Annotated in this window: 15 protein-coding genes; 10 read left to right on the top strand and 5 right to left on the bottom strand. The window is 68.2% G+C overall.

Annotation, left to right across the window (positions count from 1 at the left end):
* Nucleotides 1-44 precede the first annotated feature (44 nt).
* Genes QSU92_RS13275 through QSU92_RS13265 form a run of 3 tightly spaced genes read left to right on the top strand, consistent with a single transcriptional unit; the run spans nucleotide 45 to nucleotide 2765 of the window.
* Nucleotides 45-542, top strand: coding sequence for a DUF2243 domain-containing protein (locus QSU92_RS13275; RefSeq protein WP_289262635.1), 498 nt, complete (start codon nucleotides 45-47; stop codon nucleotides 540-542).
* Nucleotides 539-1333, top strand: coding sequence for a cytochrome c oxidase assembly protein (locus QSU92_RS13270; RefSeq protein ID WP_289262634.1), 795 nt, complete (start codon nucleotides 539-541; stop codon nucleotides 1331-1333). Before QSU92_RS13275 ends, QSU92_RS13270 begins: the two co-directional genes overlap by 4 nt.
* A 55-nt stretch (nucleotides 1334-1388) precedes the next feature.
* Entirely contained in the window at nucleotides 1389-2765 is a 1377-nt protein-coding gene (locus QSU92_RS13265; protein ID WP_289262633.1) for an HNH endonuclease signature motif containing protein, read from the top strand.
* Nucleotides 2766-2837: 72 nt separating this feature from the next.
* Here the strand turns inward: QSU92_RS13265 and QSU92_RS13260 are convergent, their stop codons facing one another.
* Together QSU92_RS13260 and QSU92_RS13255 are read right to left on the bottom strand one after the other, a co-directional pair.
* Entirely contained in the window at nucleotides 2838-3299 is a 462-nt protein-coding gene (locus tag QSU92_RS13260) for a putative immunity protein (RefSeq protein ID WP_333783428.1), read from the bottom strand.
* A gap of 78 nt (nucleotides 3300-3377) precedes the next feature.
* A complete protein-coding gene (locus tag QSU92_RS13255) occupies nucleotides 3378-3824 on the bottom strand; it encodes a DUF6194 family protein (RefSeq protein WP_289262632.1) in 447 nt (148 codons plus the stop codon).
* A 79-nt stretch (nucleotides 3825-3903) separates the two neighbouring features.
* Here QSU92_RS13255 and QSU92_RS13250 point away from each other — a divergent pair, with 79 nt between their 5' ends.
* The 7 genes from QSU92_RS13250 to QSU92_RS13220 all read left to right on the top strand — a co-directional run bounded on the left by QSU92_RS13250 (nucleotide 3904) and on the right by QSU92_RS13220 (nucleotide 9167).
* Nucleotides 3904-4617: a MerR family transcriptional regulator gene (locus QSU92_RS13250; RefSeq protein WP_289262631.1), complete on the top strand. Its 714-nt coding sequence runs from the start codon at nucleotides 3904-3906 to the stop codon at nucleotides 4615-4617.
* The gene (locus QSU92_RS13245) at nucleotides 4617-5051 is read left to right on the top strand and encodes a cytidine deaminase family protein (RefSeq protein WP_289262630.1); all 435 of its coding nucleotides are present in this window, start codon (nucleotides 4617-4619) and stop codon (nucleotides 5049-5051) included. The genes QSU92_RS13250 and QSU92_RS13245 overlap by 1 nt, the downstream gene beginning before the upstream one ends.
* A gap of 117 nt (nucleotides 5052-5168) precedes the next feature.
* Entirely contained in the window at nucleotides 5169-6113 is a 945-nt protein-coding gene (locus QSU92_RS13240; protein ID WP_289262629.1) for a phosphate/phosphite/phosphonate ABC transporter substrate-binding protein, read from the top strand.
* Nucleotides 6113-6931, top strand: coding sequence for a phosphonate ABC transporter ATP-binding protein (locus tag QSU92_RS13235; RefSeq protein ID WP_289262628.1), 819 nt, complete (start codon nucleotides 6113-6115; stop codon nucleotides 6929-6931). The genes QSU92_RS13240 and QSU92_RS13235 overlap by 1 nt, the downstream gene beginning before the upstream one ends.
* A complete protein-coding gene (gene phnE, locus QSU92_RS13230) occupies nucleotides 6912-7766 on the top strand; it encodes a phosphonate ABC transporter, permease protein PhnE (protein ID WP_289262627.1) in 855 nt (284 codons plus the stop codon). The genes QSU92_RS13235 and phnE overlap by 20 nt, the downstream gene beginning before the upstream one ends.
* Nucleotides 7763-8542, top strand: coding sequence for a tyrosine-protein phosphatase (locus QSU92_RS13225; protein WP_289262626.1), 780 nt, complete (start codon nucleotides 7763-7765; stop codon nucleotides 8540-8542). Before phnE ends, QSU92_RS13225 begins: the two co-directional genes overlap by 4 nt.
* A gap of 4 nt (nucleotides 8543-8546) precedes the next feature.
* Nucleotides 8547-9167 carry a TetR/AcrR family transcriptional regulator gene (locus QSU92_RS13220; RefSeq protein WP_289262625.1) on the top strand — a complete coding sequence of 207 codons (621 nt, stop codon included), beginning with the start codon at nucleotides 8547-8549 and terminating at the stop codon, nucleotides 9165-9167.
* Nucleotides 9168-9173: 6 nt separating this feature from the next.
* On the opposite strand, the gene QSU92_RS13215 is transcribed toward QSU92_RS13220, so the two are convergent.
* From QSU92_RS13215 to hisD, 3 genes are read right to left on the bottom strand one after another with little or no spacing between them, the layout of a single operon-like run.
* A complete protein-coding gene (locus QSU92_RS13215; protein ID WP_289262624.1) occupies nucleotides 9174-10655 on the bottom strand; it encodes a purine-cytosine permease family protein in 1482 nt (493 codons plus the stop codon).
* Nucleotides 10652-11512: a nitrilase-related carbon-nitrogen hydrolase gene (locus tag QSU92_RS13210; protein ID WP_289262623.1), complete on the bottom strand. Its 861-nt coding sequence runs from the start codon at nucleotides 11510-11512 to the stop codon at nucleotides 10652-10654. The genes QSU92_RS13215 and QSU92_RS13210 overlap by 4 nt, the downstream gene beginning before the upstream one ends.
* Before the next feature lie 34 nt (nucleotides 11513-11546).
* Nucleotides 11547-12881: a histidinol dehydrogenase gene (hisD, locus tag QSU92_RS13205; RefSeq protein WP_289262622.1), complete on the bottom strand. Its 1335-nt coding sequence runs from the start codon at nucleotides 12879-12881 to the stop codon at nucleotides 11547-11549.
* Nucleotides 12882-12956 lie beyond the last annotated feature (75 nt).

The following is a 12956-nucleotide window of genomic DNA, read 5'->3' as shown; positions in this document are numbered from 1 at the left end:
CGGTCTGGTTTCGTCGAGCTCTCCACGAGAGAGGGCGGACGAACGTGAGCACTTCAGCAGCCGAGAAGGCCGAGATCGACGTCGCGGCGAGGCGGCAGGCTTCGCAACGCAACGTGTGGGCGGGAGTGCTCTTCGGCATCGGAACGGTGGCGTTCATCGACGAGGCGGTGTTCCACCAGATCCTGCACTGGCATCACTTCTACGACCTGTCGGGGACCGATATCGGCCTGGTGTCCGACGGCTTCTTCCATGCACTGAGTTGGTTCGCGACGATCGGCGGACTGTTCCTGGTCGCTGATCTGCGCCGGCGCCGAGCCTTCTGGGCGACGCGGTGGTGGGGCGGGGTGCTTCTGGGTGGCGGCGGGTTCCAGCTCTATGACGGGCTCATCCAGCACAAGCTCCTCGGAATCCACCAGATCCGATACGTCGACGATCTGCTCCCGTACGACCTGACGTGGAACGCCATTGCACTGCTGATGATCGTGGCCGGGGTGGTGCTGCTCATCCGGACTCGCCGTAACATCCTGCCTGCCGGAGGATGATGCACGCGCACTCGACGTCGTCCCTCCCCGGCGATGTGATCTTCGCGATCCCTTTCGGGTTGGCGATCGCCGCCTATGCGACGGGCGTCGCTCTTCAGCACCACCGGGGTCGATCGTGGCCGTGGTTCCGAACCGCGGCGTGGACTTCGGGCGTCCTGCTCATCGCTGCAACGTTTCTCGGGCCTTTCGCCGCGGCCGCCCACGAGGACTTCGTCGCGCACATGGGCGCACATCTGCTCGTCGGCATGGCCGGCCCGTTGCTGCTCGTCCTCAGCGCGCCTGTCACTCTGGCGCTGCGATCGTTGCACGTCAGCCGCGCGCGTCGTCTCTCGCGACTGCTGCGGAGCCTGCCGGCTCAGGTGATCAGCACTCCGGTCGTCGCCGCCGTCCTCAACGTGGGCGGTCTGTGGTTGTTGTACACGAGCGGCGCATACGCGCTCTTGGAGGGCAACCCTCTTCTGCATCTGGTGGTGTCTATTCACTTCCTGCTCGCGGGATTGCTCTTCACCGCTGCGATCATCCCGATCGACCCTGCGCCGCATCGCACCGGGTTCGGACTTCGTGCTGGTGTGCTGCTCGCGGCGATGGCAGCGCACAGCATCCTCGCGAAATGGATCTACGCGCACCCTCCGCTCGGTGTCGGCGCTGGTGCGGCCGAGGCGGGCGCGATGCTGATGTACTACGCGGGAGGGCTCGTCGATGGGGTTATCGTCCTCGTCCTCTGCGCGCAGTGGTACCGGCATGTCGGGCGGAGCCGGGCGCGTGGTGTACGGCTGGCTGCTGCCTTGTGATGCAGGGCGAGATGATTCGAAATCCGATGTCGGAGGTGGGTGGGATGCTTCATACATGCGTTCGAACCCGCGGCTTTCACTCCTCAGTGACGAGGACCGGGTTGAGCTGACTGGCGTGCTCACGCGGGTGGAAGCCGCTCAAGAGGCGCTTGCCGCGGCGGAGGCGGAGCAGACGCGTGCGCTTGCTGAGGCGGGCGCGTTCGCGGCACGGTTGGCGGAGGGGTCGTCGGCGGTGGTGCGTGACCGGGATATGGCGTTGCGGGGTGTGGCGGCGGAGATTGCCGCAGCGGTGCGGTTGTCGGACCGGTCGGTGCAGCGCCAGATCGATAGTGCGTTTGCGTTGGTGAACGACTACCCCGCGACGGTGCACTGCCTCGAGAAAGGGCTCATCACTCGGGCGCATGTCGCGGTGGTCGAGGACATCGGCCGGCGGCTGCCGATCGAGCTGAAGGGTGAGTTCGACCAGCTCGCTGCCGAGATCTGTCTGGACGAGACCCCGGGTCGTGCTCGTGCGGATTTGGAGGTCATTGCGGAGCGGATGAACCCGCGGACCCTGACGGAGCGGCATGCGGGGGCGTTTCGGGAGCGGAAGATCGTCCGGTACCCGGTCGGGGAGGGGATGTCGGAGTTGCGGTCTGTGCATTCCACGGTGCTGATCGAGGGGATCTTCCAGCGGGTCACCGATCAGGCGAATGAGGTCATCGCCGCCCGGGAACCGGGATCGGATGACACTCGGTCCCTGGACGAGGTCCGTGCGGACCTGTTCGCCGACATGCTCCTCACCTCCACACCGAACGTGGACCCGACCGGGTCTGGCGATGAGCCGGGAGGTCTTGGGGCGATCACGGCGAAGGTGCAGGTCGTGATCCCGGTGATGGCCCTCATGGGACGAAGCGACGTCCCGTGCGATCTCGCCGGGGTGGGGCCGATCGACGCGAAGACCGCCCGGTTGCTGGCGGGGAACAGTTACGGGACGTGGGAGCGGCTGCTCACCCACCCGATCACGGGGTTGACGATGGCGGTGGACACCTACCAGCGCACCAAACCGATGGACCGGTTCCTCAAAGGCAGGGACAAGCACTGCCGGTGGCCGGGATGCCGCATGCCCGCCCGCAAATGCGAGGTCGACCACAACCACGACGCCGCCCTCGGTGGGAAGACAGAGATCTGCAACCTGTGCTGCCTGTGTCAGAGGCACCACAGCATGAAACAGTTCACCGCCTGGAAAGTCCGGCAACGGGACGGTGGAGTGATGGAGTGGACCTCCCCCACCGGACGGATCTACACCGACAACCCACCCGGCCACGGGGTGCACTTCACCCCCGAGGAAGACCTTCCTGACGACCTGTGGGCGAGATGGACCAACCCGGGCCTGGAGTTCCGGATCACCGACGGACCCGCCGACAACCGCCACGAACCCGCACCCTTCTGAACGATCGGCTCACGCGTCTCGGAGCCGAGGTTCGCGAGCGCGGAGGCGGACATCGACAGTGGACGCCCGTGATCAGACCTTGACCAGCGCCGCCTGGATCAGCCGGATGTGCGCCGCCAGGTCGCCCCGCGCGAGAAGACCGCCACCGAGCGGACCTGCCGTGTTCTCCCCGAGAGGAGGAAGCCGGCGTAACGCCGCCCGAGTTTCGGCAGTCAACGCGGTGATCTGCCACCGGATCTCGTCGGCGGCGGCATCCGGATCATCGGGTGCCGCCGATCCGGCCGCCCGCGCGGCATACGCTGCCGCCCCGAGTGCGTGCGCACCCATGTGGGCGACACCAGCCGCCTGTGCCGCCGACCGGGCTGCGGCCACTGCTGCCGCGTCGCTGAGGCCAGCGGCCGCGCGACCAGCGACGAAGCGGCGCCGGATCTCACCCGCAGCGTCGAGCTCTCCGCGGAAGAAGGCGCGGGCACGGGCGATCGCGTCGCGTGCTCGTGGGTCGCCCGGCGCAACACGCTCGAACAGCGGCAGCACGCGCTCGGCGCAATCCGCCGCCCACCCCGCGACCAGGCGACGGTCAGTCTCGCTCAGCGCCTGCGGCGAAGCCAGGTCTCAGCTCCCCTTCGAGCGTCGGATGACGCGGGTGCGCGCAGCCTCGTGCGCGTCGCGAAGGAGCGTGAGCACCATCCCGGATGTGACCGGTCCAGGGTTCACGATCGACACCCACCCGACGTCGCCGTACAGCGGATGTCGCACGAACGTGTCTGTCGCGGCGGGGCGGGCAGCGGCATCCGTCAGCTCTGCGACCCGCTCGCGCCCGACGTGTATGTTGACACGAAAGCGACCGGGCTCGTCAAGCTTCGACGCCTCGTCGCCGGGGTAGTTCTTCGTGACAACCGTGGCGTAGGGCTGGGTGCGCTCGGGCATGACGCCGTCGGGTGCGTAGTAGACGAACACGTCACCCCAGGCGAGCTCGGGCAGCCCGCTCCCCGCCTCGAGGGTGACCACGAGTACACCGTCGAAGGCCCGGGCGGTCGCGACGATCTCCTGAATATCCATTCCTCCATCCTGAGCTTCATGTGCTTATGTGGACTTGGAGGCCGGGAGGGACGGAACCAACGTGCCAAACCCTCAAGAGGTGTCGCTGACAACCTCGGCCGCGGGCCGACAGGTCGGCTACTCCACACAGCAGGTGCGTGACCTGGAACGGCTCGGCATCATCCCTGCTGCTGACCGCGGCGAGAACGGGTATCGGCGCTACCGACCTCACCACGTCGTCGCCCTCCGCGCCTACCGCGCGCTGACCGCGGCGATCGGACCCGTTCCTGCACGCCGGATCATGCCCGCACTGCTCGAAGAACCGATGGATGCCGCGGCCGAACGCATCGACGACCTTCACGCCGAGATCTCACGATCACGTGGAAACGTGCGAGAAGCCCTCCGAGGCCTCGACGCGGTTCTCGCTGATCGCGCCGACGACTTCGACGAACACGACGTGATGACGATCGGCGAACTGGCCGACGCGCTCGGCGTCCGCACCTCGGCCCTGCGTCATTGGGAGAAGGAGGCCTTGATCGCCCCGGATCGCAGCGCTGCGGGCCATGCACGTCGATACGGGGCGCGGGCCATCAGCGAAGCGCGGATCGTCGCCGCCCTGAGGGCCGGCGGGTACCCGATCCCGCCCATCGCGCGCCTACTCGGCCAGCTCCGCGCCGACGGGATGACGGAGGATGCGCGGCGGCTTCTCGAGGAGCGACTCTCCGATCTCACGCGTCGAAGTGTCGCGCTGCTGGAGGCGTCGGGGCATCTCCACGCGCTGCTGCAGTCGAGGGCAGTGTCTAGTCTCGGATGATGGCGACCCGCGTGAACCTGATCGACATCGCAGAGGCCACCCTCAACCCTCACTGGTCGAACGATCGCCTGTTCGGAAACGTCGCTTCGGCACTGGAAACGACGAGTGGCGCCATCCACACCGGTGTCTACATCGATACGGGAAGCGGCACCGGGTTCTGCGCGGAACACGCGGCCATCGCCTCGATGGTGACGAGCGGCGAGTATCAGATCGCTCGCATCGTCGCCGTTTGGCGAGACGGCCAAGACCGGCTGACCATCCTGCCGCCCTGCGGTAGGTGCCGCGAGTTCATCAGGCAGATCGACCCGTACAACATCGCGACCACGGTCCTTCTCAGTGGCGGTCGGACCGCTCCCCTGAGCGTCCTTCTTCCCGAATGGGAGTGGCCCGAGCCCGAGTCCTTCAGCGATGCCTCGGGGGACACCGTCGGCTGAGCCCGGCACCGTTCGCTTCGTGGGATCAGCGCATGACCCACCGCCTGTTCACCTTCCGTTCGATTCGCAGTCCGGCGGTCTCGTAATTCGCCTTCACCTTCTCGAGTTCGAATACCGATGACCTCGAAATTCACCCGGAAGGCCGCCCTCATGCGTCGCACCACACTCCCCCTTCTCGCCCTCAGCGGCCTCACGGTCGTCGCCCTCGCCGGTTGCCAGGCAGCCGCTTCCGCTTCCCCCGGAGACGGGGAGGGGTCATCCGCCCCCATCACCATCGCCACCATTCCGCTCGGCGACGACCCGTCGGCTGAGAACCCGATCGACGCCCTCGCCACCCTGCTCGAGGAGCAGACCGGTCGCGACGTGGAGATCACCGACGTGCCCGACTATCTCAGCGTCGTCGAGGCTATCCGCGCCGACCACGTCGACATCGGCATCATGAGCGGCTTCCCCTCCGCCCTCGCGGTCAACACCGGCGAGGTCGACGCGCTGCTCGCCTGGCAGGGCGACGACACACCGGTCTCCACCTGTGTCGTGCTCGACGACTCGCCCGTCACCGAGGTCGCCGACCTCGAGGGTGCGACGGTCGCGTTCGCCGACCAGGCCTCGAGCTCGGGCTACTTCATGCCGGTCTACATGCTGCACGAGGAGGGCCTCGAACAGGGCACCGACTACGAGGCGATCTTCGCCGGCGGTCACGAGGGCAGCTTCGCCGCTCTGGAACAGGGACAGGTGGATGCCGCGTGCACGGCCATCATGCTCACCCAGCTCGGAGAGCCCTACTTCCCCTTCGCCGACGGCGAGTGGCGCGGCATCGGCGAAAGCCCCTCCATGCCGATCGCGGGCGCCGTGCTCGCACGCCAGTCGCTCGACGATGAGACGCGCACGCTCCTCGAGAAGGCGCTTCCGCAGGTCTTCTCCGAGGAGAATGCCGAATCACTCGGAGCGCTCGGCGAAGGCTTCGTCGGTCGTGAAACGATGATCGCCCCCGATCCCGAGGAGTTCCAGGGCTTCGTCGACATCGCCGCCGTCGCCGGCGTGAAGCTCGAGGACCTGCGCTGATGACCTCGTCGCTCCCTGCGGAGAAGCCGCGCACCGGCGAGGCGGACCTCTCGTCCGCTCCGCTGGTCGCGGTCCGCGGCCTCGAGGTCTCCTACGGCACCAACCGGGTGCTGAGCGGCGTGGACCTCGAGGTCCGCCCCGGCGAGACCGTCGCCCTCCTCGGCGCCTCGGGGTCGGGCAAGTCCACGCTGATGAAGAGCCTCACCGGATTCGCGCCGATCACCGGCGGAACAGCGCTCGTCGCCGGGCACGACGTCGGTCAGGCGCGCGGGCGCGAGCTGCGCCGGCTCCGATCGGAAGTGGGCCAGGTGTTCCAGCAGTTCAACCTCATCCCGCGGCTCAGCGTCTTGACGAATGTGCTGACCGGCGCCCTGCACGCGTCCGGACCGCTGAACCTCGTCGGCGGCTTCACCAGCGCACACCGGGTGCGTGCACTCGAACTGCTGGACCGGGTCGGCATCGCCGATAAGGCGACCATGCCCGCGCGATCGCTGAGCGGCGGCCAACAGCAGCGCGTGGCCATCGCGCGGGCGCTCATGCAGCAGCCGCGGCTCATCCTCGCCGACGAACCGGTCGCGTCCCTCGACCCTCGCCTGGCCCACTCCGTGCTCGGTCTTCTCCGCGACATCGCCCACGACGACGGCATCCCCGTGCTGGTGAGCCTCCACGTCTTGCCACTCGCACTGGAACACAGCGACCGCATCGTCGGGCTCCGCCGCGGGCGGATGACGGTGTCTGCTCCGACCGTGACCCTCGCCGCGACGGCCCTCCAATCGCTTTACGACGACGGAGACGACCATGACCACCACCTCATCTGAGCAGCCCCGCACGGCGGTGCGCGAGACATCTGGGAACCGGCTCTCGGCACCCGAGCGACACCGGCTCGAGCGCGCGTTCACCCTCCCGCGCACCCGTTTCCTCATCGGGTTGCCGGTCGCGGCGGTCATCTTGCTGTGGTCGTTCGCCGGTGCGGAGTTCAACTTCACAAAGCTTGCCGACGGAGCGGTCAACATGTCGGAGTTCCTCGGGCGGCTCTTTCCGCCCGACTTCTCCGACCTCGGCACGATCGTCGCGCTCCTCATCGAGACGCTGCAGATGGCGATCGTCGGCACCGTGCTGGGGGCGGTGCTGTCGCTGCTCGTCGCCTTCGCCGCGGCATCCACTCTCGCCCCTCGCTGGATCTACTATCCGGCCCGCTGGGGGATGAACATCATCCGCTCGGTTCCCGATCTCGTGTTCGCCCTCATGTTCGTCTCCGCCGTCGGGCTCGGCCCCTTCGCGGGCATCCTGGCGATGACGCTCGGGTCCATCGGATCGATCGGCAAGGTCTTCGCCGAGGCGATGGAGTCCGTCGATGAGGGCCCCATGACGGCGATGCGGGCGGTGGGTGCGTCACAGCGGCAGGTCATCCAATACGGCGTGCTCCCCCAGGCTGCGCCGCTTCTCGTCTCGTACACGCTGCTGCTGTTCGAGGGGAACGTCCGAGGCGCCACCATCCTTGGGCTCGTCGGTGCCGGCGGCATCGGTCTCGAGCTCACCACCGCCATGCGCATGTACGACTACGGCCATCTCAGCGCCATCGTCATCTGCATCATCGTGCTGGTCACGGTCATCGACCAGATCAGCGCATTCATCCGAAGGAGAATTACGTGACCACCATCGACGACCGCATCGGCGACGACTTCTCGCTGAGCGCACCCGTGAACCTGCGCGACCTGGGCGGTACCCCCGTCGACGGCGGTGTGCTGCGGTCGGGAGTTGCGATCCGCGCCGATGACCTCAGCACGGTCGGCGTCGCCGATGCCGCCGAACTGGTGGACGCGGGGCTGTCCACCATCATCGACCTCCGCACCGCCGGCGAGGTGGAGATCACCGGGCGCGGCCCGCTCGCCGACTACCCGGTCGCTTATCATCACCTGCCGCTCATGACGAGCATCGGAGAAGGGATGCCGCAGGACGGCCCCTTCGCGATCGATCACGTGCAGATGGGCGAGATGTATGCGCGCATGGTCGAGTCAGCGGCGTCGCAGCTCGCGACGGCGGTGACGGTGATCGCCCTCGCCCCCGGTGCGACGGCTTTCCACTGCGCGGCCGGCCGCGACCGCACCGGCGTCCTCGCCGCGCTGTTGCTGCTGGCGCTCGGCGCGAGCGACGACGACATCGTCGCCGACTACTCGCGCACTGACCCGAACATGCCGGCGATCCAGCAGCGGATGAAGCCGGTGATGGGTGCGCTGATGGCGCGGCTCGGCTTCGACCTCGACGATCTGTCGATCCTCAGCTCGAGCGAGCCGATGGACGTCTCGATGCGCACCATGCTCGCCCGGCTGCGCGGGCGTCACGGCGACGCGCTCGCGCCGCTGCGCACCGCGGGGCTCGGCGATGAGACCGTCGCGCGTTTGCGCGACCGCGCTGTGGTGGCGGGGTGACGAGATGACGATCGCGGAAACGGTGCGACGCAGGCCGGGCAGGCCACGCGATGAGGACCTCGATGCGCAGATCCTCGACGCGACTCTGCAGCTCATCGACGACGGCGAGCCGGTGACGCTCGGCCGCGTGGTGGAGCGGAGCGGCGTCAGCCGGGCGGCCCTCTACCGCCGTTGGCCGTCGCTCACCACGCTGGTGGCTGCCGCCCTCGACATCGGCAGGACCATCCCGCCCGAGTTACCCGACGACGGCGATCTGCGCGCTGCGATCCTCGCGTCACTCACCGGCGGGCACAGCGTCACTCTCGCCGGTTACCCCGAGGAGCGGTTTCGCCAGCGCATCCGTCTGGCGATGACCGACCGCACCTTGCAGAAGGCCTACTGGGACTCGCACGTGTCGCGCCGCCGTGCCGGTGTCGAGCGGGCACTGCAGCGAGCGATCCATCGCGGCGAGTTGCGGGCGGACCTGGATCCTGCGATCTGTTTCGACCTGCTCGCTGGAGTGTTCTACTACCAGCTCGTGGTGCGAGGCGATCGCCTGACCGATCCGGCGGTCATGCAACGCTGCGCCGAGGCGTTCGACATCGCGTGGCGCGGAATGGTGGCGCAGGACGGGACGGCGACCTGACCGCGGTCACCCGCGAGCCTGATCGAACGAGACGGATCGCACGCCGAAAGCGTCGCCCTCCTCCGCGGCGAGCGCACGCTCGGCCGAGAGGTCGAGGCCGCGCGCCAGCAGGATGTAGGCGAGAGCCGACGCCCCGAGCCCCACGAACAGCGCGATGTCGATGCCTCCGATGGCCTGGGCGATCGGACCGACGAACCACGTCGTGACGACGAACGGAACCATCGCGGCGATGCCGATGAGATAGGCGGTCATGCCCCGCCATCCCCATGCGCCGTAGATGCCGTGCGGGCGGAACATCTCCGCGATCGCGTAGCGTCCGCGACGGACGAAGTAGTAATCCACGAGGTTGACCGAGGTCCACGGCACGAGCACGTAGAGCAGGACGACGAGGAAGCTCCCGAACGAGTCGAGGAACTCGCCCGTCGAGAACACGGCGCCCAGAAGCCCCGCGAGGCCGACGATCGTGCAGGCGACGATTCGCGTCATCCGGGTCGGGCGCACCTTCACGAACGAGTCGGCCACCGTGATCAGCTCGATGCTCGCGGCGTAGATGTTGATCGTGATGACCGTGACGAGGGCAGGGAGTGCGCTCCAGAGGAGGAAGACACCCAGGCCCGGCAAGAGGGCGTCGGCGGTCGCAGCAATCGCCCCCACCGGGTCGGCGTCACTGAAGAGGGACGCGACGAATGCACCCAGGGCCATGAGCCATCCGGCGCCGACGATGACGCCGGCCGACGTGTAGAACAGCGCGCGACGGGGGCTCGTCTGCGGCGGGAGGTAGCGGGAGTAGTCCGACACGTAGGGCGCCCAACCCAGCGCATAGGCCGCCGCGGCGGCGAACTGCACGAGGAACGCGGGCCAGTTGATGTCGCCCAGTGACAGCGCCTCGGCGGGCAGCGGCAGCGCGACGACTGCGACGACGGTGAAGATGCCGAAGGTCGCAAGGAAGAGCCAGGTCAGCCATTTCTGCACGCGGTGGATCCAGTGGTAGCCGACGATCGCCAGCGTCAGCGCGAGAGCGGTGATGAGGATGTACCAGCCCGCGCCGGCGTCGACCCCGGTCGTCGTCGTGAGCACGTCGCCGGCGAGCAGCTGGTTGAAGATGTTGAAGCCGACGATGCTCGCGATGACCACCAGACATACGAGCGCGACGCCTCGGTAGCCGAACTGCGCCCGCGACTGGATCATCTGCGGCAGACCGAGCTGCGGTCCCTGCGCCGAGTGGAACGCGGTGAACACCGTTCCGACGCACACACCCAGCACGATCGCGACCAGAGAGACCACGAGGTTGGCGCCCATCGCCACACCCACCATGCCGGTCGCCAGGGTCGTGAGGTTCGCGTTCGACATGAACCAGAGGGAGAACAGGCTCGTGGGCTTGCCGGTCCGCTCCGACAGCGGCACCCAGTCGATCGACTTGACCTCGATGCCACCGGTCGCGGGCAGAGCGACCTGCGTCTCTCTGATCTCGGGCTGCGGGTTGTTCATGATGATCCCTCTCGGGTGTGGGGGTCGGGTGACGCGTAGATGTCGGGACGGCGATCGCCGAAGAGGTCGTTCCACCGGCCGAGAGCCTTGTGACCGGGAGTGATGTCGAGCACAGCCTCGGTGCTGGCGCCGGCGGCTTCGGCGACGACCCAGCCGTCACCGTCGATCACGGCGGTTCCGCCGGTCCACACGACATCGCGCTCCGAGCCGTGCCGGTCGGCGATGACCGTGGGCAGCCGTGATGATCGCGCCGCCGCCATCGCCTGCACGATCTCCGGCGCGCGCTCGCCATCCGGTCGGGGCACGAGGGGCCAGCAGACCGGCAGGGCGAGGATGTCGGCGCCGGCGAGCGCGAGCCCGCGGGGAACTTCGGGGAACTCGTTGTCGTAGCAGACGGCCACGCCTACGCGCCCGATCTCGGTGTCGACGACGATCCCGGCCGACGGACCCGGGCGGAAGATCGCCGACTCGGCGCTCCAGAGGTGCGACTTCGCATAGACCGCCTGAATCCCCTCGCGGGTGATGACCGCGGCGCTGTTGTAGAGGTCGCCACCGTCCCGCTCGCAGAAGCCCACGACCGCAACGGCGCGGGGGCCGATCACGCGGGACAGGCCCGCTAGTCGCGCGTCGGTCCGCGACATCCCCAGATCTCGCGCCTCGGCCTGGTCTAGGAAGACATAGCCGCTGGTCGCGAGTTCCGGGGCGACGATGAGCTGATCGGTGTCGCCGGATGCCTCGGCGAGAGCGTCGGCGAGGCGCGCGAGGTTTCCGTCCACATCACCGAACTGGATGCGGGGGCTGAGCGCGACGGCGCGCACCCGCCTCGACACGGGGTCGCCCTGATCGGTGTGCTCCATCGTCGTCGCTCCTCCCTTCGCGATCCTCAGCGGCTCACGCCGTGTGGGCGGGCTCTCGGTAGGTCGCGAGGCGCATGGTGGCGGTGGCGCTGTGCGCCGCCATTCCCTCGGAGTCGGAGATGACCTGAACGGCGTGCGCCAGGCTGGGCGTCGCCTCGCGGGAGATGCGCTGGAACGTCAGGGGCTTGAGGAACCGCGACACCGACAGACCGGCGCTGTGCTTTGCGCCGCCCGCGGTGGGCAGGACGTGATTGGTGCCCGCCATCCCCTTGTCGGAGTATGCGACCGTGCTCCATTCGCCGAGGAAGATCGAGCCGTAGTTGCGCAGATTGTCGTGGTACCACTCGTCGTCGGCGGTGATCACTTCGAGGTGCTCGGGCGCGAGGTCGTCCATCAGCGCGACGGCGATCTCGCGGTCGGCTGCGACGGTGATCGAACCGTAGTCGCGCCACGCCGGGCCCGCGATCGACGCGGTCGCCAGGGTTTCGAGCTGTCGCTCGACGGCATCGCGAACGGCGAGACCGTGGGAATCGGACGTCGTGACGAGGGCAGCCGGCGAGTTCGGCCCGTGCTCGGCCTGCCCGAGCAGGTCGGCGGCGACGATCTCGGGATCAGCCGTCTCGTCGGAGATGACCGCGACCTCGGAGGGACCGGCGAGCAGGTCGATCGCCGCCGTGCCGAACAGCTGACGCTTGGCTTCGGCGACGTAGGCATTGCCGGCCCCGACGAGCATGTCGACCGGGAAGTCCGCGAGCAGGCCGAACGCCATGGCCGCGAGCGCCTGCACGCCTCCGAGGAGGAAGACACGGTCGACTCCCGAGACGTGGGCGGCGTAGACCACCGCATCGTTCGCTCGACCGTCGGGCTGCGGCGGCGTGCACGCGATGACCGAGGGGACGCCGGCCGCCTTGGCGACGCCGACCGTCATGAAGGCCGAGGCGGTGAGGGGGAAGCGCCCCGCCGGCAGGTAGGCGCCGACACGCGACACGGGCACATAGCGGACGCCGGTGACGAGCCCGGGCTCGAGCTCGGTGGAGAAGTCGACGAGCTTCGCACGCTGCGTCTCCGCGAAAGCGCGGGTGCGGGATGCCCCGAGTTCGATGGCCTCGCGTAGTTCGGGGTCGAGCCGGTCACCGCTCCGTGCGATCTCAGCGCTCGTCAGTTCGATGTCGCCACCCTCGTAGCCGTCGAGCTGACGGGCGTAGTCGCGTACGGCGTCGAGTCCACCTCGCTCGATGTTCTGCAGCATCTCGGTCACCGTGCGGATGACGGCGGGGTCGCGTTGTGCGGCCGGTGCGTCGATCTCGGGGGTCTTGAGATGGACGAACGAACCGTTCAGCCGGTCGAGCAGTCGAGGGGAAAAGCGCATGCGAGCCACCCTAGGGAGCGGGCTGTACCCCCACAAGCCCAGTGCATATTGTGGACTTCACAGGGTTTCCCTATG

Source organism: Microbacterium sp. ET2, from assembly GCF_030347395.1.
In the GTDB taxonomy this organism is placed as follows: Bacteria; Actinomycetota; Actinomycetes; order Actinomycetales; family Microbacteriaceae; genus Microbacterium; species Microbacterium albipurpureum.
The sequence above is the reverse complement of the archived record's forward strand: the minus strand, read 5'-3'. Positions and strand labels throughout refer to the sequence as shown.